The sequence below is a fragment of the Sphingomonas sp. 67-41 genome, from assembly GCF_001899725.1.
In the GTDB taxonomy this organism is placed as follows: Bacteria; Pseudomonadota; Alphaproteobacteria; order Sphingomonadales; family Sphingomonadaceae; genus Sphingomonas; species Sphingomonas leidyi.
The window spans coordinates 731,952-754,903 of record NZ_MKWJ01000022.1 but is presented as its reverse complement, the minus strand read 5'-3'; the positions used below and the strand labels follow the sequence as shown (position 1 = coordinate 754,903).

At 68.5% G+C, this 22,952-nt stretch carries 27 protein-coding genes; 8 read left to right on the top strand and 19 right to left on the bottom strand.

From position 1 onward, the window contains the following. Positions 1-27: 27 nt before the first annotated feature. Genes BGP17_RS14600 through BGP17_RS14590 form a run of 3 tightly spaced genes read right to left on the bottom strand, consistent with a single transcriptional unit; the run spans position 28 to position 1,732 of the window. Positions 28-252, bottom strand: coding sequence for a tautomerase family protein (locus BGP17_RS14600; RefSeq protein WP_286712492.1), 225 nt, complete (start codon positions 250-252; stop codon positions 28-30). Further along, positions 252-746, bottom strand: a complete 495-nt coding sequence (locus tag BGP17_RS14595) for a (R)-mandelonitrile lyase (RefSeq protein ID WP_353681877.1) — start codon at positions 744-746, stop codon at positions 252-254. Before BGP17_RS14595 ends, BGP17_RS14600 begins: the two co-directional genes overlap by 1 nt. Beyond that, positions 743-1,732 carry an aldo/keto reductase gene (locus BGP17_RS14590; RefSeq protein WP_286712491.1) on the bottom strand — a complete coding sequence of 330 codons (990 nt, stop codon included), beginning with the start codon at positions 1,730-1,732 and terminating at the stop codon, positions 743-745. The genes BGP17_RS14595 and BGP17_RS14590 overlap by 4 nt, the downstream gene beginning before the upstream one ends. A 107-nt stretch (positions 1,733-1,839) precedes the next feature. Between BGP17_RS14590 and BGP17_RS14585 the strand changes: the two genes are divergently transcribed. Next, a complete protein-coding gene (locus BGP17_RS14585) occupies positions 1,840-2,733 on the top strand; it encodes a LysR family transcriptional regulator (RefSeq protein WP_167299860.1) in 894 nt (297 codons plus the stop codon). 96 nt (positions 2,734-2,829) lie between these two features. Here the strand turns inward: BGP17_RS14585 and pnp are convergent, their stop codons facing one another. The 13 genes from pnp to rimP all read right to left on the bottom strand — a co-directional run bounded on the left by pnp (position 2,830) and on the right by rimP (position 15,254). Then, positions 2,830-5,175 carry a polyribonucleotide nucleotidyltransferase gene (pnp, locus tag BGP17_RS14580; protein WP_286712490.1) on the bottom strand — a complete coding sequence of 782 codons (2,346 nt, stop codon included), beginning with the start codon at positions 5,173-5,175 and terminating at the stop codon, positions 2,830-2,832. A 171-nt stretch (positions 5,176-5,346) separates the two neighbouring features. Next, the gene (gene rpsO, locus BGP17_RS14575; protein ID WP_086127986.1) at positions 5,347-5,616 is read right to left on the bottom strand and encodes a 30S ribosomal protein S15; all 270 of its coding nucleotides are present in this window, start codon (positions 5,614-5,616) and stop codon (positions 5,347-5,349) included. Between the two features lie 20 nt (positions 5,617-5,636). After that, a complete protein-coding gene (gene truB / locus BGP17_RS14570) occupies positions 5,637-6,629 on the bottom strand; it encodes a tRNA pseudouridine(55) synthase TruB (protein ID WP_286712489.1) in 993 nt (330 codons plus the stop codon). Positions 6,630-6,667: 38 nt separating this feature from the next. Then, complete coding sequence (locus tag BGP17_RS14565) at positions 6,668-7,063, bottom strand: DUF6491 family protein (protein ID WP_286712488.1); 396 nt, start codon at positions 7,061-7,063, stop codon at positions 6,668-6,670. Between the two features lie 56 nt (positions 7,064-7,119). Continuing rightward, complete coding sequence (locus tag BGP17_RS14560) at positions 7,120-7,695, bottom strand: thymidine kinase (RefSeq protein WP_167299864.1); 576 nt, start codon at positions 7,693-7,695, stop codon at positions 7,120-7,122. A gap of 17 nt (positions 7,696-7,712) precedes the next feature. Further along, on the bottom strand, positions 7,713-8,411 hold the full coding sequence (locus BGP17_RS14555) for a hypothetical protein (RefSeq protein ID WP_286712487.1): 699 nt from the start codon (positions 8,409-8,411) through the stop codon (positions 7,713-7,715). Positions 8,412-8,462: 51 nt separating this feature from the next. Then, positions 8,463-8,867, bottom strand: coding sequence for a 30S ribosome-binding factor RbfA (gene rbfA / locus BGP17_RS14550; protein WP_167299866.1), 405 nt, complete (start codon positions 8,865-8,867; stop codon positions 8,463-8,465). Then, on the bottom strand, positions 8,864-9,289 hold the full coding sequence (locus tag BGP17_RS14545) for a PaaI family thioesterase (RefSeq protein ID WP_167299867.1): 426 nt from the start codon (positions 9,287-9,289) through the stop codon (positions 8,864-8,866). The genes rbfA and BGP17_RS14545 overlap by 4 nt, the downstream gene beginning before the upstream one ends. A 108-nt stretch (positions 9,290-9,397) precedes the next feature. After that, positions 9,398-12,115, bottom strand: coding sequence for a translation initiation factor IF-2 (infB, locus tag BGP17_RS14540; protein WP_286712486.1), 2,718 nt, complete (start codon positions 12,113-12,115; stop codon positions 9,398-9,400). An 8-nt stretch (positions 12,116-12,123) separates the two neighbouring features. Next, positions 12,124-12,888 carry a DUF448 domain-containing protein gene (locus tag BGP17_RS14535; RefSeq protein WP_167299869.1) on the bottom strand — a complete coding sequence of 255 codons (765 nt, stop codon included), beginning with the start codon at positions 12,886-12,888 and terminating at the stop codon, positions 12,124-12,126. Further along, positions 12,869-13,096, bottom strand: coding sequence for a tautomerase family protein (locus BGP17_RS14530; RefSeq protein WP_286712485.1), 228 nt, complete (start codon positions 13,094-13,096; stop codon positions 12,869-12,871). Before BGP17_RS14530 ends, BGP17_RS14535 begins: the two co-directional genes overlap by 20 nt. Further along, entirely contained in the window at positions 13,096-14,706 is a 1,611-nt protein-coding gene (nusA, locus tag BGP17_RS14525) for a transcription termination factor NusA (RefSeq protein WP_167299871.1), read from the bottom strand. The genes BGP17_RS14530 and nusA overlap by 1 nt, the downstream gene beginning before the upstream one ends. Further along, positions 14,706-15,254 (bottom strand): ribosome maturation protein RimP, encoded by a 549-nt coding sequence (rimP, locus tag BGP17_RS14520; protein ID WP_286712484.1) that lies wholly within the window; start codon positions 15,252-15,254, stop codon positions 14,706-14,708. The genes nusA and rimP overlap by 1 nt, the downstream gene beginning before the upstream one ends. 402 nt (positions 15,255-15,656) lie before the next feature. Between rimP and BGP17_RS14515 the strand changes: the two genes are divergently transcribed. After that, positions 15,657-16,895, top strand: a complete 1,239-nt coding sequence (locus BGP17_RS14515) for a PQQ-dependent sugar dehydrogenase (RefSeq protein ID WP_286712483.1) — start codon at positions 15,657-15,659, stop codon at positions 16,893-16,895. Here the strand turns inward: BGP17_RS14515 and BGP17_RS14510 are convergent. Then, positions 16,892-17,263 carry a PaaI family thioesterase gene (locus BGP17_RS14510; protein WP_167300493.1) on the bottom strand — a complete coding sequence of 124 codons (372 nt, stop codon included), beginning with the start codon at positions 17,261-17,263 and terminating at the stop codon, positions 16,892-16,894. The two genes, BGP17_RS14515 and BGP17_RS14510, sit on opposite strands and share 4 nt — an antisense overlap. Next, the gene (locus BGP17_RS14505) at positions 17,263-17,703 is read right to left on the bottom strand and encodes a PaaI family thioesterase (RefSeq protein ID WP_167299874.1); all 441 of its coding nucleotides are present in this window, start codon (positions 17,701-17,703) and stop codon (positions 17,263-17,265) included. The genes BGP17_RS14510 and BGP17_RS14505 overlap by 1 nt, the downstream gene beginning before the upstream one ends. A gap of 123 nt (positions 17,704-17,826) precedes the next feature. On the opposite strand from BGP17_RS14505, the gene BGP17_RS14500 reads away from it, so the two are divergent. From BGP17_RS14500 to BGP17_RS14480, 5 genes are read left to right on the top strand one after another with little or no spacing between them, the layout of a single operon-like run. Beyond that, positions 17,827-17,988: a hypothetical protein gene (locus BGP17_RS14500; protein WP_167299875.1), complete on the top strand. Its 162-nt coding sequence runs from the start codon at positions 17,827-17,829 to the stop codon at positions 17,986-17,988. Further along, positions 17,985-18,938, top strand: a complete 954-nt coding sequence (locus BGP17_RS14495) for a hypothetical protein (RefSeq protein WP_286712482.1) — start codon at positions 17,985-17,987, stop codon at positions 18,936-18,938. Before BGP17_RS14500 ends, BGP17_RS14495 begins: the two co-directional genes overlap by 4 nt. Then, on the top strand, positions 18,926-19,804 hold the full coding sequence (locus BGP17_RS14490; protein WP_286712481.1) for a transposase: 879 nt from the start codon (positions 18,926-18,928) through the stop codon (positions 19,802-19,804). Before BGP17_RS14495 ends, BGP17_RS14490 begins: the two co-directional genes overlap by 13 nt. 49 nt (positions 19,805-19,853) lie before the next feature. Beyond that, positions 19,854-20,453 carry a winged helix-turn-helix domain-containing protein gene (locus BGP17_RS14485; protein WP_286712480.1) on the top strand — a complete coding sequence of 200 codons (600 nt, stop codon included), beginning with the start codon at positions 19,854-19,856 and terminating at the stop codon, positions 20,451-20,453. A gap of 39 nt (positions 20,454-20,492) precedes the next feature. Continuing rightward, complete coding sequence (locus BGP17_RS14480) at positions 20,493-21,269, top strand: crotonase/enoyl-CoA hydratase family protein (protein WP_286712479.1); 777 nt, start codon at positions 20,493-20,495, stop codon at positions 21,267-21,269. Here the strand turns inward: BGP17_RS14480 and BGP17_RS14475 are convergent. After that, a complete protein-coding gene (locus BGP17_RS14475; protein WP_286712478.1) occupies positions 21,259-21,627 on the bottom strand; it encodes a DUF427 domain-containing protein in 369 nt (122 codons plus the stop codon). The genes BGP17_RS14480 and BGP17_RS14475 overlap by 11 nt on opposite strands. A gap of 97 nt (positions 21,628-21,724) precedes the next feature. On the opposite strand from BGP17_RS14475, the gene BGP17_RS14470 reads away from it, so the two are divergent. Further along, the gene (locus tag BGP17_RS14470; RefSeq protein WP_167299879.1) at positions 21,725-22,918 is read left to right on the top strand and encodes an acetyl-CoA C-acyltransferase; all 1,194 of its coding nucleotides are present in this window, start codon (positions 21,725-21,727) and stop codon (positions 22,916-22,918) included. The last annotated feature ends 34 nt before the right edge of the window (positions 22,919-22,952 follow it).

The following is a 22,952-nucleotide window of genomic DNA, read 5'->3' as shown; positions in this document are numbered from 1 at the left end:
GCTTGGTCTTGGGGGAAGGAAATGGGGTCAGAGCGTGTAGCCCGGCGGCTTGAACAGCAGCGCGGGCCGGGCGGCGATCTCGCGCCCATAGAATTGCGGCCATTCGTCCATCGGCACGTCCTCGATCGCGACGGAGATGCTCTCCGCCGGCGATCCGATCGCAGCCGTCACGGCATCGGCCAGCGCATCGGCCAGGCGCCGCTTCTCCGCATCGGAGCGCCCGGCGGCGAGGTGGAGCATGACGTGCGGCATCAGCGCTCCCTGGCCGGGCCGGCGAGATATTCGGCGTCGGCCACATGCTCCATCCATTCGACCATCTTGCCGTCCAGCGCTTCCTGGATGGCGATGTGCGTCATGGCGGTGGTGGGGCTGGCGCCGTGCCAGTGGCGATGGCCGGGCGGGCACCAGATCACGTCGCCGGGGCGGATCTCGACGATCGCTTCGCCCTCGCACTGTGTCCAGCCCAGCCCCGCAGTGACGATCAGCGTCTGGCCGAGCGGATGCATGTGCCAGGCGGTGCGCGCGCCGGGCTCGAAAGTGACGCTCGCCACCCCGTAGCGCGGCTCCGGCGCGATGGTGAGCGGGTCGATGCGCACCGACCCGGTGAACCATTCGGCGGGGCCCTTCTGCGAAGGCCGGGAGCCGCTGCGATTGAGCTTCATGATGCGCTTCTCCTGCGAAAGGGACTGGGCGCCCGCCGGCCCGGCCATGAGGGCGAGCGCGGCAAGCGCCAGTGCCGGCTTCACCGGCCGACGACTTGCATCAGCGGGGCCGGATAGCGCTCGCCCTCGATATCGATCTCGGCGAGCGCGGCGGCGATGCCGGCAAGATCCTCGGGCGTGAGCGTCACGGCGGCGGCGCCGAGATTCTCCTCGAGCCGGTGCAGCTTGGTGGTGCCCGGGATCGGCACGATCCAGGGCTTCTGGGCGAGGATCCAGGCAAGCGCGACCTGGGCGGGCGTCGCGCCCTTGCCCTCGGCGATGCGCTGGAGCAGGTCGACCAGTGCCTGGTTCTTCGCCATCGCCTCGGGCGTGAAGCGCGGCAGCTTGCTGCGGAAATCGCCTTCGCCGAACGCGGTGCCTGCGTGCATCGCACCGGTAAGGAAGCCGCGGCCGAGCGGGCTATAGGGCACCAGGCCGATGCCCAGTTCCTCGCAGACCGCGAAGATGCCGTTGGTCTCCACGCCGCGCGTCCACAGCGAATATTCGTTCTGGATCGCAGTGACGGGCTGCACGGCATGCGCACGGCGCACCGTTTCGGCGCCCGGCTCGGACAGGCCGAAATGCTTGACCTTCCCTTCCGCGATCAGGTCCTTCACTGCGCCGGCGACGTCCTCGATCGCCACATCGGGATCGACGCGGTGCTGGTAGAACAGGTCGATCCGCTCGATGCCGAGCCGCTGGAGCGAGGCATCGGCAACCGCGCGGATATGCTCGGGCCGGCTGTTCAGGCCCGCCCGCTGCACGCCGTCCACGATGTCGAAGCCGAACTTGGTGGCGATCGCCACCTGGTCGCGCACCGGGCGCAGCGCCTCGCCGACCAGCCCTTCGTTGGTGAAGGGGCCATAGACTTCGGCGGTATCGAAGAAAGTGACGCCGAGATCGACCGCGGCACGGAGCAGCGCGCTGCTTTCCGCCGCGCTCAGCTTGCTGCCATAGGCGAAGTCCAGCCCCATGCAGCCATAGCCGATCGCCGAGACTTCGAGGCCGTTGCCGAGAATGCGCTTCTGCATGTCCTGTCTTCCTGAGATGGGGTGGCCCCGTGCCCGACAGAGATAGGGCGGATCGCCCCGCCGATTAGGGGCTGCAATCTGAACGGGTTTATGAGAAATTCTCAGCAATGAACCGTCAGGACCTCGCCGATCTCGCTGCCTTTGTTGCGGTGGCGCGCGAGCGCAGCTTCACGCGCGCGGCGGCGCAGCTGGGGGTGACGCCATCGGCGCTCAGCCACTGCATGCGCGGGCTCGAGGAGCGGCTGGGCGTGCGGCTGCTCAACCGCACCACCCGCAGCGTCACCGCCACCGAGGCCGGCGAGCGGATGCTGCGCTCGGTCGCCTTCCATCTCGACGAGATCGAGACCCATGTCGCGGCGCTCAACGACCTGCGCGAGCGGCCCGCGGGCAATATCCGCATCACCGCCGACGAATTCTCGCTCCAGACCGTGCTCTGGCCCCGGCTGCGCGGCGTGCTCGCCCGCTATCCGGACATCCGGCTGGAGATCGAGACCGACTATCGGCTGGTCGACATCGTCGCCGAGAAGTTCGACGCGGGCGTGCGGCTGGGCGACATCATCGACAAGGACATGATCGCGGTGCCCATCAGCCCGGAGATGCGGATGCTGGTGGTGGCGACGCCCGGCTATTTCGCAAGGGCCGGCCGCCCGCGCACGCCGCAGGAACTGGCCGGCCATTGCTGCATCAACCTGCGCCTGCCCACGCTGCGCGGCCTCTATGCCTGGGAATTCGAACGGGGCGGGCGCGCCCAGCGCGTGCGGGTGGACGGGCAGCTGACCTTCAACAGCATCTTCCATATCCGCGAGGCGGCGCTGGACGGGTTCGGGCTTGCCTATCTGATGGAGAACCTCGTCCGCGAACATCTCGACAGCGGCGCGCTGGAGGCAGTGCTCGAAGACTGGTCGCCGCCCTTTTCCGGCTATCATCTCTATTATCCGAGCCGGCGCCAGCCGACCCCGGCCTTCGCCGCGATCGTCGAGGCGCTGCGCTACCGCGCCTAGCCCGGGGCCAGTGGATTTTCGGTGCAGTGGCATTGAAATGAAACAGGGGCCCGGTTTCCCGAGCCCCTGTTCAATTTTCGCCGGTCTGGCGGACGATCAGTCGTCGCCGCCGGTGAGGAACGCCGGCAGGCCGATATTCTCGCCGCCCTCGTCCTTCGATTCCGAGCGCTCGCGGCGCGGGCCACGATCGCCACGATCGCCGCGCGGACCGCGATCGCGGTCGCCGCCTTCGCGACGCGGACCACGATCGCCGCCGCGGCCGCCGTCACGACGGCGGTCGCCACGATCGCCGCGATCGCCACGCGGTTCGCGCGGCTCGCGGGCCGGACGCGTGTCCTCCAGCTCTTCGCCGGTCTCCTGGTCGACGACGCGCATCGACAGGCGGACCTTGCCGCGCGGATCGATCTCGAGGACCTTGACCTTGACTTCCTGGCCTTCGCTCAGTGCATCCGAGACCTTCTCGACGCGCTCGTTCTTGATCTCCGAGACGTGGACGAGGCCGTCCTTGCCGCCCATGAAGTTCACGAACGCGCCGAAATCGACGAGGTTGACCACCTTGCCGGTGTAGATCTTGCCGACCTCCGCTTCCTCGACGATGCCGAGGATCCAGTTCTTGGCGGCCTCGATCTGCGTCAGGTCCGACGACGAGATCTTGATCACGCCTTCGTCGTCGATGTCGACCTTGGCGCCGGTGGTGGCGACGATCTCGCGGATCACCTTGCCGCCCGTGCCGATGACGTCGCGGATCTTGGTCTTGTCGATCGTGATCGTCTCGATGCGCGGCGCGTGCGCCGACAGCTCCGAGCGAGTCTCGCCCAGCGCCTTGTTCATCTCGCCCAGGATATGGGCGCGGCCTTCCTTGGCCTGGTTGAGCGCAGCCTCGAAGATCTCCTTGGTGATGCCGGCGATCTTGATGTCCATCTGCATCGTGGTGATGCCTTCGGACGTGCCCGCCACCTTGAAGTCCATGTCGCCCAGGTGATCCTCGTCACCCAGGATGTCGCTCAGGATCGCATAGTCCTTGCCCTCGAGGATCAGGCCCATCGCGATGCCCGACACCGGGCGCTTGATCGGCACGCCGGCGTCCATCATCGCGAGGCTGCCGCCGCACACCGACGCCATCGACGACGAGCCGTTCGACTCGGTGATGTCGCTGGTCAGGCGGATCGTGTAGGGGAACTCGTCCTTCGACGGCAGCACCGGGTGCAGCGCGCGCCACGCCAGCTTGCCATGGCCGACTTCGCGGCGGCCCGGCGCGCCGAAGCGGCCCACTTCGCCGACCGAATAGGGCGGGAAGTTATAGTGCAGCATGAAATGCTGGTACGACAGGCCGTTGAGGCCGTCGATCATCTGCTCCGCATCCTTGGTGCCCAGGGTGGCGGTGGCGATGGTCTGGGTCTCGCCGCGGGTGAACAGCGCCGAGCCGTGCGCGCGCGGCAGGAAGTGCGTCTCCGCCACGATCGGGCGGATCTGCGTGGTGGTGCGGCCGTCGATGCGCTTGCCGTCCTTCAGGATGGCGGTGCGGACGATCTCCGCTTCCAGCTTCTTGGTCAGCTTGATGCCGGCCATGACTTCCTGGGGCGAAAGGCCGTCCTCGGTGAACTGCGCCTTGGCCTTGGCACGCGCCTCGTTCAGCGCGTTCGAGCGGGCCGACTTGTCGGTCAGCTTGTAGGCGGCGGCGATGTCCTTGCCGATCAGCTTCTTGATCTTGTCCTTGAGCTTGGCGTTGTCGTCCTGCGACGCCATTTCCCAGGGATCCTTGGCCGACTGCTCGGCGAGCTTGACGATCGCCTTGATCACTTCGCGGCAGGCGTCGTGCGCGAACAGCACGGCGCCGAGCATGATCTCTTCGGAAAGCTCCTTGGCTTCCGATTCGACCATCATCACCGCGTCATACGTGGCGGCGACGACCAGATCGAGCTCGCCGGCGGCAACCTGCTCGTCGGTCGGGTTCAGGATGTACGCGCCATCGACATAGCCGACGCGGGCGGCGCCGATCGGGCCCATGAACGGCACGCCCGAGATGGTGAGCGCGGCGGACGCGGCGACCATCGACAGGATGTCCGGCTCGTTCTCGCCGTCATAGCTCAGCACCTGAGCGATGGCGTTGATCTCGTTGTAGAAGCCTTCCGGGAACAGCGGGCGGATCGGGCGGTCGATGAGACGCGAGACCAGGGTCTCCTTCTCGGTGGCGCCGCGCTCGCGCTTGAAGAAGCCGCCCGGAATGCGCCCGGCGGCCGAGAATTTTTCCTGATAATGGACGGTGAGCGGGAAGAAGTCCTGGCCTTCCTTCACGCTCTTCGCGGCCGTGACGGCGCAGAGCACCACCGTCTCGCCGAGAGTCGCCATCACGGCGCCGTCGGCCTGGCGGGCAACCTTGCCCGTTTCGAGGGTCAGCGTCTTGCCGCCCCACTCGATCGATACAGTCTTCTTGTCGAACATTGGATTTCCTTCACTCCCGCTACCCGATGCAGCGGGGGCCTATGAGGTGAGCCATACGTGGCTCCAGGATCGGCCGGATTGCCGATCCCCGTCGTGCCTCCGATACGGAGGCGGTTCGGCACGGTAGCGTGCCCGAATGACAAAAAGGCGACCCGGGGGCCGCCTTTTCGGTTACTTGCGAAGCCCGAGCTTCGCGATGAGGTCGGTGTAGCGGCTCTCGTCCTTCTTCTTCAGATAGTCGAGCAGGCTACGGCGCTTGTTGACCAGCATGAGCAGGCCGCGGCGCGAGTGGTTGTCCTTGGCGTGCGTCTTGAAGTGCTCGGTCAGGTTCGAGATGCGCTCCGAGAGGATCGCGATCTGCACTTCGGGGCTGCCGGTGTCGGTGCCGCCGCGGGCGTGTTCCTTGATGAGCGCTTCCTTGCGCTCGGCAGTGATCGACATGGTGTTTCCTTCGACATCGCTTACAGATTGAAACCGCGGACCACCCGGACCTGGCCGGATAGAGCCTCCACCAGCGCGATCGGAATATCCTCCAGACACGCGAAATATTGGCCGTCTTCCTTGGCGATCCCGATCAGAACCTGCCCCTGTCGGAGCAGCCCTGCCTGATCGGGGGTGAGGGATAGAGCCGGGATGTCGTCCAGCCCCGCCCTCAGCGGCAGGAGGATTTGTTCAAGGGTGCGGCCCTTAGCGGCTTCGTCCAGTTTGTCCAGCGAAATCGCTTGATCCAGGGTGAAGGGCCCGGCCTTCACCCGGCGCAGCATCGTGACATGGCCGACGGTGCCGAGCGCATGCGCGATGTCGCGGGCGAGGCTGCGGATATAGGTGCCCTTCGAGACATGGGCGCGCAGGGTGATTTGATCCTCCCCGGAACGGGGAGGGGAACCAGCCGCAGGCTGGTGGAGGGGGAGCTCCACGAACGGGGTCCTTGATGGAACGCCCCCTCCCCCACCGGCTTCGCCGGCGGTCTTCCTCCCCGTTCCGGGGAGGATCTGAAGGGCATGGATCGTCACGTCCCGGCTCGCCAGCTTCACTTCCTCCCCCGCCCGGGCGAGATCATAGGCACGCTCGCCATCGACCTTAAGCGCCGAATAGGCGGGCGGCACCTGCTCGATCGGGCCGGTGAAGCGCGCCAGCACCGCTTCGACCTGCCCGCGCGTGGGGCGCACCTCCGACGTGGCGACGGGCTTGCCTTCGCGATCGAGCGTGTCGGTCTCGACGCCGAAGGTGACTTCGAAGTCGTACACCTTGTCGCTGTCGAGCATCCGCCCCGCCAGCTTGGTCGCCTCGCCCAGCGCGATCGGCAGCACGCCGGTCGCCAGCGGGTCGAGGGTGCCGCCATGGCCGACCTTGAACTTGCCGTACTTGCCGTCGCGCAGCGCGCGCTTGACCGCGCTCACGCCCTGGGTCGAGCCGAGGCCAAGCGGTTTGTCGAGGATGATCCAGCCATGCATCGGCAGCCCCTAGCCGAGGCAGGCCGCCGGAGCCAGCGTCAGGCGCCCTTGGCCTTCTTCGCCTTCGCGGGCGGCGGACCGCTATGGACGATGTCGGCGATCCTGCACCGCTCGCGCCCGGCGATGATCGTGTCGCCGCGATCGATCTGAAAGCCGCCGGCAAAGGTCTTGAAGCCCACGCCGATCGCCCAGGGCAGCTCGTTGCAGCGGCCGAAGAAGGTCACGTAATACCAGTTGCGCCGGACATCCTGGATATAGACGCCGTCGCCATCATCGGTGGAGTCGAACGTGCGGATGTCGTTGCGGGTCATGAACGGGATCGTCGCCGGCTCGCCCGACTTCGGCCCCGGCGTGGGGCCGGCCTGCTGCGCCGCTGCAGCCGAGGTGACGAACAGCGCCGGCAGCGCCAGCGCGAGGACGGTCTTGCGGAACATGGCGCGTCTCCTTTCGAAGGCCATGTGAAACACTCCTGCCCCCGCCATTAGCACAGTCAGGCTGTACGCTGCATGAAGTGGCGGCGGCACAGCGCGACATAGCGCTCGTTGCCGCCTACTTCGCGCTGCTCGCCCTGTCGCACGGCATTGCCTGCGCCATCGACGCGCAGATTCATCGTCGCCTTGCGCCCGCATTCGCACACCGACTTGATCTCGACGAGCGAGTCCGCGAGCGCGAGCAGCTCGGCCGAGCCGGGAAAGAGCCGGCCCTGGAAATCGGTGCGCAAGCCGTAGCAGAGCACCGGGATGCCCACTTCGTCGGCGAGATGGGCGAGCTGGCGGACCTGGGCGGGCGAGAGGAACTGCGCCTCGTCGACCAGGATGCAAGCGAGCGGCGATTCGTAATGCGCGTCCTCGGCGATGCGGCGCAGGTCGGTCGCTTCCTCGAACGGCGTGGCGACGGCGCGGATGCCGAGCCGCGAATCGATCACGCCCTTGCCGCCGCGATCATGGATGCCGGCCGTGAACAGCAAGGTGCGCATGCCGCGCTCGCGATAGTTGAAATCGGCCTGGAGCAGCGTGGTCGATTTTCCCGCATTCATCGAGGCATAGTAGAAATAGAGCTTGGCCATCCGGCTTCTTCGGAGCCTCAGGGCCGCGAGTAAAGCCCCCCACGCGGCTCGCGAAGCCCGCGCGCGTCGCGGTTCGGCTGGATCGACCGCGCTTCCACCCGCCCGGTCCGGGCATCGCCGATCATCCAGAGCGGCTGCCAGCTGCCCGGCCTGCTGGTATAGTCGGCGCTACAGGCATCGGGACGGCTGATCGTCACCAGCACGATGCTGTGGCCGCCGCGCGCCCAGCGCAAGCCATTGGGCAGGATCATGTCGCGCCTCAGGCAGGGATAGCGCAACGACGCGATCTTCGCCGCCGCGCGCCCCAGCGCCGGGCGCTCGATCACCTTGCCGCCCGCGATCTCGAAGACCCGCAGCACGTCCATGAACGAGCCGACATGGTGGTTGACGAAGAACCAGCGCGAATTGGGCGCCCAATGGACGCTGAACGGCATGTCGTCACTGATGCTGGAGAGCCGGGCGACCACGCGCCCCCGGGCATCCTGCACCTCGATCGGCGGCTGCTTGTCCCGATAGGCGCGCTGGACCACCGCGAAATGCCCGTCGGGCGACCTCGCCCGCCCGGCGCAGGTTGCGACAAACTGGTATCCGCTCGGGCCGCCGCCGCCCAGCTTGCAGTCGGTCTGGAGCGCGCCGACCTGCGCGCGGGCGGGCACCGTCCAGGCCGAGCAGAAGAGGAAGAAGAGCAGCAGCGCGCGCATCGCACGATACTGCACCGCGCGCGGGCGGAATCAATCCCCGCCGGGATGCGGCGCCGTGCGCCCGGCTCAGCCCTTGGCGGGGTCGTCGCCCAGGTCGCGCGCCACTTCGGGCGAGCGGAGCAGCTGGTCGATATGGCTGCCCTCGTCGAAGCTCTCGTCCGCCAGGAACTTGAGCCTGGCCGCGTATTTCATCTTCACCCGGTGCGCGACTTCGCGCTGGAGATAGGCGGTGTTGGTGCGGAGCGCCTTGATCACCACTTCCTCGTCCTTGCCGAGCAGCGGCTTCACGAACACCGTGGCATGGCGCAGATCGGGGGACATGCGGACTTCGGTGATCGAAACCATGTGGCTGGCCAGCGTGTCGTCATGCACGTCGCCGCGCTGCAGGATCTCGCTCAGCACGTGGCGCACCTGCTCGCCGACGCGCAGCAGGCGGACGGAACGTTCCTCGGTGGTGGTCTGCGTCTTCATTTCTCACCCCGGCGCGCCATCGCGCCTTCCATCGCACGGCCCGTGAAGGTGCCGCGGGCGACCATGTTGCCGCCTTCGTCGAACAACTCGGCCTCGGTGACCGCGATCGTCTTGCCCAGGCTCACCACCCTGCCCCTGCCGGTGAAGCGCCCGGGCCGCGCGGGCTTCAGGCACACCACATGGAAATCGATCGTCGGCGCATAGACCCGCCCGTCGCTCGCCGCGAACAGGCAGGGGCCCTGCGTGTCGTCGAGCATCGCCGCCAGGAATCCGCCCTGCACCGTTCCCGCCGGATTGAGGAACCGGTCGTCGATCGTGAAGCCGATCTCGATCGTCCTGGCTTCCGCGTCGAAGGCCCGCATCTCCCAGCCGAGCAGCCGTGCCGAGGAAGGCGACGGGAAATCGTCGAAGATCGAAGCCATATCTCCCTCTCCCCTTCAGCGGAGAGGGCGGGGAGAGGGGCAAGTGCGACGCACCCTCGACAACCCCCTCTCCCGGCCCTCTCCCCGCAAGCGGAGAGAGGGAGAGACTTACAGCGTGCGCTCGCGCATCTCGACTTCGAAGGTCTCGAGATAGTCGCCGGCCTTGATGTCGGTGAAGTTCTGGCTGAACGTCACGCCGCACTCCAGGCCCGCGCGCACTTCGGCGACATCGTCCTTGAAGCGACGCAGCGACGCGATCTCGCCCTGGTAGATGATGACGTCGTCCCGGGTGATACGCGCCTTGAGCGCCTTGCGGATCGCGCCCTCGGTAACCAGCAGACCGGCGGCCTTGCCGTGCTTGCCGGCCGAGAAGACTTCCTTGATCTCCGCGCGGCCGACGACGGTCTCGAACGCTTCCGGACCGAGCTGCCCGGCCATGCCCGCGCGGACTTCGTCGGTCAGGTCATAGATCACGTCATAATATTTGAACGCCACCTTGTTCCGCTCGGCGATCTCGCGCGCCTTGGCATTCGGGCGGACGTTGAAGCCGATGATCGGCGCCCCGGCAGCGGCCGCGAGCGTCACGTCGCTCTCGGTGATGCCGCCCACGCCCGAATGGAGCACGCGCGCCTTGATGTCGTCGGTGCTGATCTTGTTGATCGCCGCGACGATCGCCTCGACCGTGCCCTGGGTATCCGCCTTGACGACCAGCGGATATTCCATCGCCTGCTTTTCCTTGAGCGCCGAGAACATGCTCTCGAGGCTGGCCGGCGCCTGGGTGGTGCGCTTCTGCAGCGCGACGCCCGAGCGATATTCGGCGACTTCGCGGGCACGCGCCTCGTTCTCGACGACCTGGAGCGGATCGCCCGCCATCGGGACGCCGGAGAGGCCGAGCACTTCGACCGGAACGGCCGGACCGGCTTCCTTGACCTGCTGGCCCTTGTCGTTGATCAGCGCGCGGACCTTGCCGCTCTCGGCGCCGACGACGAACACGTCGCCCACCTTGAGCGTGCCACGGTTGACGAGGATCGTCGCGACCGGGCCGCGGCCCTTGTCGAGCTTCGCCTCGATCACCGTGCCTTCGGCCTCGCGGTCCGGGTTGGCCTTGAGGTCGAGCAGTTCGGCCTGGAGCTGGATCTTCTCGATCAGCGCGTCGAGGCCGATCTTCTTGAGCGCGGAGACTTCGACGTCCTGCGTCTCGCCGCCCATCTCTTCCACGATGACCTCATGCTCGAGCAGACGCTCGCGCACGCGCTGCGGGTTGGCGCTGTCGAGGTCGACCTTGTTGATCGCCACGATCATCGGCACCCCGGCCGCCTTGGTGTGGTTGATCGCCTCGATCGTCTGCGGCATCAGGCCGTCATTCGCCGCCACCACCAGCACGACGATGTCGGTGATGTCCGCACCGCGGGCACGCATCTGGGTGAACGCCTCGTGGCCCGGCGTGTCGAGGAAGGTGATCTTCGACTTGTCCTTCAGCGTGACCTGATAGGCGCCGATATGCTGGGTGATGCCGCCGGCCTCGCCCTTCACCACGTCGGTGCCGCGCAGGGCATCGAGTAGCGAGGTCTTGCCGTGATCGACGTGACCCATGATCGTCACCACCGGCGCGCGCGGCTGCAGCGTGTCCTCGGCATCGGCCTCGGCCACGTCCAGATCGACGTCGCTCTCGCTGACGCGCTGCAGGTTGTGGCCGAATTCGGTGACGAGCAGTTCGGCGGTATCCTGGTCGATCGTCTGGTTGACGGTGACCGGCATGCCCATCTTGAACAGCGCCTTCACCAGGTCGGCGCCCTTCTCGGCCATGCGGTTGGCGAGCTCCTGCACGGTGATCGCCTCGGGGACGACCACGTCGCGGACCTGCTTCTCGCGCGGCGCCGACGAACCCCCGTACGAGCGGCGATGCTCCTTCTCGCGGGCGCGCTTCAGCGCGGCGAGCGAGCGGGCACGCGCGCCATCCTCGCCGCCCAGGGCGCGATTGACGGTGAGCTTGCCCGACTGGCGGCGATCGTCGCCCTTGCGGTCACGCTGCTGCGGACGCGCAGGCTCGGGGCCGCGCCGCACCGGCGCGCCGCCCGTGGGCGCGGGACGCGATGCAGGCGCACCGCCACCGGCCGGACGCGCGGCCTGGGCCGGCGCCGGAGCGGCAGCCTCGGGCTTCGGCTCGGGCTTGGGCTGCGGCTTGGGGATCTCGGGGCGCTGCACCGGCGTGAACAGGCGCGGGGCCGGGCGGCTCGGATCGAGCTGCAGCGCGACCGGGGCCGGGGGCGGCGCGGGCGTCGGTGCGGGCTTGGGAGCCGGGGCCGGCGTCGGCGCAGCGACGGGCGCCGGAGCGGCCTCGGCGGCCTTCTCGACCGCGGGCTCGGGCTCGGCCGCCGGCGGCGCCTTGGCGGCTTCCGCCTCGACACGGGCCTTCTCTTCGATACGGCGGGCTTCCGCTTCGGCCGCTTCGGCGCGCTCGCGCTCCTCGCGGCGACGCGCTTCCTCGTTCGCCTGCATGCGCTGGTCTTCCGCCTCGCGCAGCAATCGGGCCTGGCGCTCCTGCGCCGTCTCGTTCGACGGGCGCGGCGCGGGCGCGACGGGGCGCGGCGGCGCGGGCGGCGCCGGCGGCTGGGCAGGCGCGGCGACGGGCTCGGGCGCGGCCTGCGCCTCGTCCTGCGGAGTGCCATGCGGCCCCAGGACCCGGCGGCGCTTCACTTCCACGACCACGGTGTTCGAGCGGCCATGGCTGAAGCTCTGCTTCACCTTGCCCGTCTCGACCGTGCGCTTCAGCCCCAGCGGTGCGCGCATGCCCAGTTTCGGCTTATCGTTATCGGTGTCGCTCATGCGCCTGCCTAAAGTCCTTCAGTCTGTCGTTCGTCTTCGGACGCTTCCGACGGAAGCGCCGATGCGCCTTGCGAAGCGGTTTCGCAAGGGCGAGGGGTGGAATCGAATCCGATAAAGCGCAGCCACCGATCGAGCGCTTCGCTCGTCCGCGCAGCCGCTTTGGCGTCGGTCAGGCCGGCATGTACCACATTTTCGCGGCCAAGCGCCAAGGACAATATGGTGCGCGGGATCGGCAATGTTAAGCCCTTGAGCCCGCTGCCTTCGCGATCGCTGCCCACGCGCCAGGCCTGGGCGAGCTTGCGCGCGCCGTCCTCGCCCGCGTCGCTCGCATGGAGCAGCAGGTGGAGCCGGCCGCCGCGCGCGGCTTCCTGGATGCGGTCGCCGCCGATCGCGACATGCCCGGCCTTGAACTCGAGGCCGAGGCGATCGAGCGCGTTGCGCTGCAGCTGCTCCTCGATCCGCGCGCCGATATCCTCGGGAATGCGCAGCTCGGCGCCCTTGAAGGCACGGGCGAGCGCGCCCTTGAGCTTCTTGCCCGAAGCGTCGAGCTCGGCGCGGGTCACGCCGATCCAGGCGCCGCGGCCCGGCGCCTTGGCGCGGACATCGGGCAGCACCTCGCCATCCGGCGAGAGCGCGAGTCGGATCAGCCCGTCGCGCGGAGCCTCCTCGCGGCTCAGCACGCAGGTGCGCATGGGATCATGCCCCTCCCGCGCGGCGGAAGGGGGGGTCGCCTTGGGCTTTAGCCGTGCCGTGTCATTGTGAGGGTTCCGCATGCGCGTCTCCCTTCACCGGCGCGTCGCGGTCCGCGATCAGCTGACCGCCCGCGCCGTAATTCTCCAAGCTGAGCTCGGTGATGTTGACCTGCACGGCACCCGCCGGCTTGCCCAGGCGCGCGACCATGGAGGCCGTGACATCGGCGACGATGCCGGCCTTTTGCGCGCGGGTGGCCGGGCCGGCCAGACGGATGTCGATGAATGGCATCAGGCCTCGCCCTCCGCCGGCGCGACTTCGGCCGCGTCCTCGTCGGCGAACCAGTGCGCACGCGCCGCCATGATGATCTCGTTGCCCTGCTCGTCGCTGAGCCCGTACTCGGCCAGGATCCCGCCCTTGTCCTGCTCGCGCTTCGGCGCGTCCTCGTTGCGGCGGCGCGGCTCGGCGCGCTTCTTCTGCACCAGCTCGTCGGTGGCGAGGTCCGCCAGGTCGTCGAGCGTCTTGATGCCCGCCTTGCCGAGCGTGACCAGCATCGCCTCGGTCATATAGGGCATGGTGGCGAGATCGTCCTCGACGCCCAGCGCTCGGCGCTCGGCGCGATTGGCTTCCTCGCGGCGCTCCAGCGCTTCCTGGGCGCGGCTCTGCAGCTCCTGGCCGAGCTCCTCGTCAAAGCCCTCGATCGACGCGATCTCGTCGAGCTCGACATAGGCGACTTCCTCGAGGCTCGAGAAACCTTCGGCGACCAGCAGCTGGGCCAGCGTCTCGTCGACGTCGAGCTCGTTCTGGAACATCTCGCTGTTCGCGACGAACTCGGCCTGGCGCTTCTCGCTGGCGTCGGTCTCGGTGAGGATGTCGATCGCCTTGGCGGTCAGCTGCGAGGCAAGGCGCACATTCTGGCCGCGGCGGCCGATGGCGAGGCTGAGCTGATCGTCGGGAACGACGACTTCGATACGGTCCTCTTCCTCGTCGATCACGACGCGGCTGACATTGGCCGGCTGCAGCGCGTTGACGACGAAGGTCGCGGTGTCGGGCGACCAGGGGATGATGTCGATCTTCTCGCCCTGCATCTCCTGCACGACGGCCTGGACGCGCGAGCCCTTCATACCGACGCAGGCGCCGACCGGGTCGATGCTCGAATCATGCGAGATCACGCCGATCTTGGCGCGCGAGCCCGGATCGCGGGCGGCGGCCTTGATCTCGATGATGCCGTCGTAGATCTCGGGCACTTCCTGCGCGAACAGCTTCTTCATGAACTCGGGGTGGGCCCGGCTCAGGAAGATCTGCGGGCCGCGGTTCTCGCGGCGGACGTTGAGGATGATCGAGCGGACGCGGTCGCCGACGCGGACCACTTCGCGCGGGATCTGCTGGTCGCGGCGGATCACGCCCTCGGCCCGGCCCAGGTCGACCACGACATGGCCGAACTCGACGCGCTTCACCACGCCGGTGATGATCTCGTTCTGGCGGTCCTTGAACTCTTCATACTGGCGCTCGCGCTCGGCGTCGCGGACCTTCTGGAAGATGATCTGCTTCGAGGCCTGGGCCTGGATGCGGCCGAACTCGATCGGGGGCAGCGGATCGACGATATAGTCGCCCACGGCCGCGCCCTTCTGGAGCTTCTGCGCCTGGTTGACGTCGACCTGCTTGAAATAGTCGTCGACCGCCTCGACCACTTCGACGACGCGCCACAGGCGCAGGTCGCCGGTGTTCGGGTCGAGCTTGGCGCGAATGTCGTTCTCCACGCCGTAGCGGTTCTTCGCGGCGCGCTGGATCGCGTCCTCCATCGCCTCGATGACGATGGCCTTGTCGATCAGCTTCTCCTTCGCGACCGAATCGGCAATGGCGAGCAGCTCGGCCTTGTTGGCGGAAATGGCGGTGGCCATCAGTCGTTTTCCTCTGCTTCGTATTCGTCTGCGCCTTCGGTGGAGAGCGGCGCGGTTGCGTTGATCAGTCGGTCGGTCATCAGCAGCTTGGCGTCGGCGATGCTGCCGAACGGAACGCTGACCACCTTGTACTTGCGGACGTCGATCGAGACGAGGTCGCCCTCGATGCCGATCAGGTCGCCCGTCAATTGCTTGCGACCGTCCTCGAGCGGCTCGGCCAGGTTCAGCCGCGCCTCGTGCGTCTTCCAGTCCGCATAGTCCTGGAGCCGGGTGAGCGGCCGGTCGATCCCCGGCGAGCTGACCTCGAGCCGATAGGCATGGTCGAACGGGTCCTTGCCCGCTTCCTCCAGCGCATCGAACACATCGGAGATGCGGCGCGACAGGTCGGCGCAATCGTCGATGGTGAGCTGGCGGGTGTCGGGACGCTCGGCCATCACCTGCAGCGTCGGATCGCTGGTGCCGCCGAACATCTTGACGCGCACCAGCGCGAGCCCGAGCGCCTTGGCTTCGGGTTCGATCAGCTTGGTGAGGTCGACAATATTCGCCACGCGGCACTCCGATGATGGTCAAGCAGCTTCGGCGCCGGAGCCCTGCGGGCCCCGACCTCGGCATGTTTGACGATGTCGAGAAAGCAGGTGCGATATACGCACTCGGCGCCGCGGCGGCAAGAGCAATCGGATTCGGGCCGGAGCGGGATCTTTCCGCGCCGCGGGCGAAGGGCCTTGCGCATCGCCAATGGCGACACGCCCCGGTCCCGCGAAAGCGCTTGCCCCCGGTTCCCGCCTTCCGCCTTCCGCCTTCCGCCTTCCGCCTTCCGCCTTCCGCCTTCCGCCTTCCTCACTTGGCAGGCGCCCGGGATACAAGCAGAATTGGCACCGGGAACGGCGCCCGGGGCCGCAGCGGACTCCGGCGCGTCGACGCCGCGACAACGGAAGAGAGGGATCGACCCGATGCAGAAAAGTCTCCGCCTGGCCTTGCCCGCGCTGGCATTGCTCGCCGCCTGCAATGCGGGCTCGGGGCTCTCGGCGCGACAGGCAAGCCGCTCGTCCGCGGACGACGGACCACCCTTCACCCTGACCCAGGTCACTGCGTTCGACGCGCCCTGGGCGATGGCCTTCCTGCCCGACGGACGGATGCTGGTGACGGAGAAGGCGGGCAGGATCCTGCTCGTCTCGGCGGACGGCAGGCAGCGGCAGGTGATCGCCAATGTCGACGTGGTCTTTCAGGGCCAGGGCGGGCTGCTCGACGTGATTCCCGCCCCCGATTTCGCGAAGAGCCACCGGGTCTACTACACCTATGCCGAGCCGCGGCCCCAGGGATCCAGCCTGGCGATGGCCCGCGCGACCCTTGTCGACGGCCCGGCGCCCACGCTCGTCGACCCGCAGGTGCTGTGGCGCGCAGGGTCGGACGGCAAGGGCGGCCAGTTCGGCGCGGTCATCGCCTTCGCGCCCGATGGCAAGTCGCTGTTCCTGACCTCGGGCGAGCGCCAGCGCTTCACCCCGGCACAGGATCCGAACCAGGCGCTCGGCAAGATCCTGCACCTGACGCTCGACGGCAAGCCGGCGCCCGGCAATCCCTGGGCCGGCAAGACCGGTACGGCGACGGTGGCCGTCACCGATCCGCCCCGGAACACCGAGCTCGCCAAGACCGCGCCGGCCCGCACCCAGGCAGTGGACGGCCCCAATCTGGTCCCCGCCGAGACCTGGACCCTCGGCCATCGCAATCCCTATGGGCTGGTGTTCGATGCGAGCGGCCGGCTCTGGGAGAACGAGATGGGCCCCAAGGGCGGCGACGAGGTCAACCTGATCCGCAAGGGCAGGAACTATGGCTGGCCCCTGGTTTCCGACGGCGACAATTACGACGGCACGCCGATACCCCGTCATGCGCCCGGCGACGGCTTCGAGGCGCCGGCGGCATATTGGAACCCGTCCATCTCGCCCGGCGGGATGATCTATTATTCGGGCGGCATGTTCCCGAAATGGAAGGGCTCGCTGCTGATCGGCGCGCTTTCGGGCCGCGGGCTGATCCGCGTCGCGCTCGACGGCGACAAGGCGAGCAAGGCCGACCGATGGGACCTGAACATGCGCATCCGCGACGTGGCGCAGGGCCCCGACGGCGCGGTATGGCTGCTCGAGGACGCCGGCAAGGCCAATGGGCGGCTGTTCAGGCTGACGCCCAAAGGATCCTAGCGCACGATCAGATAATTCATCCGCGCCGCGGCGATCGGCCGGTCCGGCTCGTCCTGCCAGGCGATCGCCTCGACATTGGCGACGCGCGTGCCCAGCCGGGTCACCGCGCCGCGGGCCCGGGTCGGCTTGTCGCGGCCGCCGCGCATATAGTCCACGGTCAGGTTGATCGGCTTGACCTGGGTCTGGTCGGAGCCGAGCGCTTGCCAGAGCGCACCCACCGCCGCCATTTCGAGCAGCCCGCCGATCGCGCCGCCGTGCAGGAAGCCGGGGCGGCCGAGCACGCCGTCGCCAAAGGGCATCACCAGCACCGGCGCTCGCTCGCCGGGTTCGACCGTGAGGCCGAGCAGTTCGGCATAGGGAGGCAGGATCACCGGTAGCGCTCCGTCGCCATGAACGTGCCGGCGACATGGGCGATCGGATCGTCCGGATCGCCGTCATGCGCCTGGCCGCGCACAAAGGCGATCGAACGCGTCAGCCGATAGCATTCGCCGCGGCCGACCACCGTGCGGCCCGGCGTCGCCGGGCGCAGATAGTCGATCCTGAGATCGAGCGTCGCCTGCGGCACGAAGGCGCCGGCCCGCAGCCAGACCGAAACCGCGGTCGCCATGTCCATCAGCGCCAGGATGGGCCCCGAAGCGAGCACGCCCGAGGCCGGATCGCCGATCATGTCCTCGCGATAGGGCAGCTCGAGCTCGGCCCAATCGGGGCCATGGGTGCGATAGCCGATGCCCAGCCGCGTGCCGTGGCTGGCATAGCGCAGCTCGAAGAAGCGCAACGGGTCGAAGGCGGAAGGGGCCGGTTGGCGCATGGCCGCCCCCTAGCGCGGCCGCGGAAAGCACGCAAATGGCGGCAATTACATCGTTGTAAGATGCACCATTCCCGTCCCGCCCTAGCGTGGCCCCATCGGGGAACCTTCGGAAGGGAGGGAGGCATGGGATTGCTGAAGATCGATCTGGGAGAGATCCCGGAGCTGGGCACCAGCGTGGCGCTGCATGGAACGCTGCGCACGGCCCTGAACGATGTCGACGATCTGTTCGAGCTGATCGTCGGCATCGCGATCCTGATCTACGAGATCGCGCCCGATTTCGCATGAACGGGATGGATGCCGGAACGCGCGCGGCGCTCGTCGCCGCGCGGGAGGCTGGGCGGGGTACGATCCGGAAATGGCGGCATGGCGATGCGCATCGCATGCTCGAAACGGTCTTCGCCGATTGCGCCGCGGAGGATGCCGAGGCGCTGACGCACCGCGCGACGCGGCTGTTCGGCGACGGCGGCTGGGCCGGGGCACTGCTCCAGCCGCTGATCGATGCGATCGCCGCCGACCCTTTGTTCGAGCCGCCGTTCAAGGCGAACCGCGACGGCCTCCGCATCGGCGCGGTCCTGTTCGATTGCCCCGCGGTGGCGATCTCCGCCTGCGTGACCAGCGCGGCGGCGATGCGCCGGCGGCCACCGCCGACCGCCTGCACCTTTTCCGGCCGGATCACCGTGACGCGCTTCGTCCGGGCGGGAGGCGCGACGTTGCGGCGCTGGCGGACCGCGCCTGCCGGGCCGGACTTCCGCGCCGCCGAAGCGCCCCCGTGCGAAGAGCGGGAATCGCTGCGGCTCGCCGATGGCGAGGTCCACGCGATCGACGGACGCTGCGAGGCACAGCTGCTTGCCGATGCCGGCAACGACGTGGTCACGCTGGTGGCGACGATCCGGGCCGGCGCCGCGCCGTTGATGCGCGAGCATGCGATCGGCGACGGCAAGCTGCTCCGGGTCGCGAGCGGCGACGACCAGGCCTCGCGCGCCGAGATGCTGCTCGCCTTTCTCCGCCTCGCCGGGCGGGCGGATGCGGGCCCGCAATTCGACGCGGCGACGCGCGATCCGGCCTTCCATCTGCGCTGGGCGGCGATGCGCGAATGGCTGGCGCTCGATGCGCACGCCGCCCTGCCCCGGCTCGAAGCGATGGCGGCAGGCGATCCGCATATCGAGATACGCGAGGCCGCCGAACGGACACTCGCAGCAGTGCGCCCGCGGCTGAGCACGGCATGCCGCGCCTGATCGATCCCGGCCAGGGCGGCGCGATCGAGCTGGTCGAGCTGGTCGAAACGCTCGACGCCTATCCCGTCGACGCGCGCGACGAGGATGCGTTCGCGAGCTGGGGGCCGCTGCTCGCGCGGCTGGGGCGCAACTCGGATTTCCTCGCCGACCTCGCGATCGCCGAGCTCAAGACACGCTGCGCCGCCCAGCATGCCGGCAATGGCTATGGCGCGCAGGTCTTCCTGCTTCGCCCGCCCAATGGCCGCTATGTGCTGCGCGCCAATTTCTGGCCGGCGCGTGCGGATTCGGCCACCCGCCGCAGCGGGCCGGCGGCCTTCTTCTACGACTTGCCGCACGACCATAATTTCCATTTCCTTACCTATGGCTATCTCGGCCCGGGCTATTGGAGCGACTATTACGAATATGATGCTGCGCCGCTCACGGGCCTGCCCGGCGAGCATGCAGGGCTTCGCTTCGTCGAGCGCGCGCGGCTCGAACCCGGCAGGCTGATGCTCTACCGGATGCGGCGCGACGTGCATGTCCAGCTGCCGCCGGACAGCATGTCGGTCTCGCTCAACATCCTCGCTGCCGATCCCGCCCAGCCCTGGCTCGACCAGTATCGCTTCGATATCGGGCGCGGCACCATCGCCGAGGGCCTGACGGTGACCGCCGCGGAGGCCCTGGTCGCCATCGCGGTGCATGTCGGCAACGGGCTGGACCTGGCCGAGCGCTTCGCCCTGCGCCATCCCTGCGCAAGGATGCGGGTGACTGCGCTCGACGCGCTCGTCTCGGCGCTGCCTGGCGAAGCGCCGATGCTGCTCTCCCGCGCGACGGACGATCCCGACCGCTTCGTCGCCGGCCATGCCCGGGCGAGACTAGCTCCGTAACGGACATGGTTGCCGCCGAAACGGTGTCATCGCCGCTAGCTTCGGTGCCGTGACCCTGCGTGTCGCCTGTACCGTCGAACTCCCTGACCTTGCCCGAGCCACTGCGGCGCGCGGACTGGGGCTCGTCCCCTATGCACCGGGGGTGGAGGCGGCGGCGGGCCTGTTCGCAGGCACGGGCGAGAGCGTGGCGCGGATCCGGGCACTGGGTTGGCAGGAGCCGCTCCTCCTGCTCCTGCCGATCGAGGGCAGCGTGGCGCAGGCGCTCGATGCCGGTGCCGACGATGCGATGCCCGCTTCCGCCACTGCCGAGGAAGTGGCGGCCCGCCTTGCCGCGCGGATCCGGCGGCGGCCCGAAATCGTGCTCGGCGAGCTTCGCATCGATCCCGTCGAGCGCCGGGTGACGCGCGCCGGCCGGCCGATATCGCTGCTGCCCCGCGAATATGCGCTGCTGCTTCACCTGGTCCGCCAGGGCGATCGACCGGCGGGGCGCTCCGAATTGCTGGCGGCGGTCTGGGGCCTCGACTTCGATCCCGGCACCAATGTCGTCGAGGTGCATGTCTCGCGGCTGCGCGCCAAGCTCGACCGGGGGTTCGCCATGCCGATGCTGCGCACCGACAAGGGACGCGGCTACCGGCTTTGCGTGGGCTGATTGCACGCTATTCTGTTCGCAAGGCAAAGGAGAGAAGGCATGGAAGAGCGCGTCAGGATCGAGATCGAGGACGGCGTCGCGGACATGCGGCTGGCCCGGCCCGACAAGCTCAACGCGCTCGATCCGGCGATGTTCGCCGGGATCATCGCCGCGATCGCCCGGCTGGAGGGCGAGGCCGGCATCCGCGCCGTCGTGCTCTCGGGCGAGGGGCGCGGCTTCTGCGCAGGCCTGGACATGGCCAGCATGGCGGCGGGGGGATCGGGAATCGATCTCGCCCGGCGCAGCCATGGCCTGGCCAATGATTTCCAACAGGTCGCCTGGGGCTGGCGCGCCCTGCCGGTGCCGGTGATCGCCGCCGTGCATGGCGTCGCTTTCGGCGGCGGCCTCCAGATCGCCAGCGGCGCCGACGTGCGGATCGCCGCGCCGGGCACGCGGCTTTCGGTGATGGAGATGAAATGGGGCATCGTGCCCGACATGGCCGGCTATGCGCTCTGGCGCGGCAATGTCCGCGACGACGTGCTGCGCGAACTCGCCTATACCGCCCGCGAATTCGACGCGGAGGAAGCAGTGGCGCTCGGCTTCGTCACGCGCATCGCCGAGGAGCCGCATGCAGAAGCGATGGCGCTCGCCCGGGCCATCGCCGGGCGCAACCCGCATGCGATCCGCGCCGCCAAGCGGCTCGCCAATCTCGAGGCCGGAGCCGCCGACATTCTGCTCGCCGAAAGCCGGGAACAGGCCGCATTGCTGCGCACGCCCAACCAGATCGAAGCAGTGATGGCCAATATGCAGAAGCGCCCGCCGGCGTTCAGCGATTGACTTCGATCGCCTCCACCCGGTCCGGATAAAAGGCCAGATGGTCGCGGATTTCGGCGACCGCCGCATGGGGCGCCTCATAGCTCCACACCGCATTCCCGGCCCCGCCGCGGATCGAGAAATAGCTGGCCTCGCCCTTGTACGGGCAATAGCTCGCATGGTCGGTCCGCTGGAGCGAAGCCATGTCGGCATCCGCGCGCGGGATGTAGAGGACCGGCGGGTAGTTCGCCTCACGGAGCTCCAGCGCGCGGCGGGTGTCGGCGATCACCCTGCCGGCGGCCCGCACCACCACATGCGCGTCCGACCGTGCGATCGCGATCGGATGATCGGGCCCGGGAATCCGTGTCGGCCTGCTCGCCATGGCGCACCTCCGCCGACGGATATGGGACGGCGCGGAGCCATTGCAATCGCGGCGAGGCAAGGCCATACCGCATCTTCGAAAACAGGAGGGTGCCGCAATGCGTGAAGCTGTGATCGTCTCGACCGCGCGAACGGGGATCGGCAAGGCGGGTCGCGGCTATTTCAACGACACCGAGGCGCCGGTGCTCGCCGCCCATGTGATGAACGCGGCGGTGGAACGCGCCGGCATCGATCCGGCGCGGATCGACGACGTCTTCTACGGCATGGGCAACCAATGGGGAACGCAGGGCGCGAACATGGCGCGGATGGCGCTGTTCGCCGCCGGACTGCCGCACAGCGTGCCCGCCTTCAGCCTCGACCGCAAATGCGGATCGGGCCTCACCGCCATTGCCCTGGCCGCGCGCTCGATCATGACCGACGAGATCGACGTCGCGCTGGCCGGCGGCATGGAATCGATCAGCCTGACGATGCGCGACGCGCCGCGCTATCCGAACAAGTCCGTCACCGACCGGGTGGCCGCCGCCTATATCCCGATGATCGAGACCGCCGAGATCGTCGCCGAGCGCTACGGCATCAGCCGCGCGGCGCAGGATGCCTTCGCCGCGGCGAGCCAGCAGCGCGCGGCGGCCGGTCTTGCAAGCGGCGCCTTTGCCGAGGAGATCGCGCCGATCACCGTGGCGAAGGCGCTCTTCGACAAGGAAGGCAACCGCACCGGCAGCGAGACCGTCACCGTTACCCAGGACGAAGGCATCCGTGCCGGCACCACCGCCGAAGTGCTCGCCACGCTGAAGCCGGTCTGGAAGGACGGCCGGTTCGTCGCGCAGGGCCGGCACGTCACCGCCGGCAATGCCAGCCAGCTTTCCGACGGCGCCGCCGCGCAGATCCTGATGGACCGCCAGACCGCCGAGGCCGAGGGCAAGGAGATATTGGGCATCTATCGCGGTTTCCAGGTCGCCGGCTGCGAGCCCGACGAGATGGGAATCGGCCCGGTCTTCGCAGTGCCCAAACTGCTCAAGCGCGCCGGCCTGCGGGTCGAGGATATCGGCCTGTGGGAAATCAACGAGGCATTCGCCAGCCAATGCCTCTATTGCCGCGACACGCTGGGGATCGATCCCGACCGGCTCAACGTCAATGGCGGCGCCATCGCGATCGGCCATCCGTTCGGGATGAGCGGATCGCGCCTCGTCGGCCATGCGCTGATCGAAGGGCGCAAGCGCGGCGTGCGCCATGTCGTCGTCTCGATGTGCACGGCCGGGGGCATGGGCGCGGCGGGGCTGTTCGAGCTGCCCTAGGTCGGGGCTCACATTTCTCCATTTCCGTTCGTCA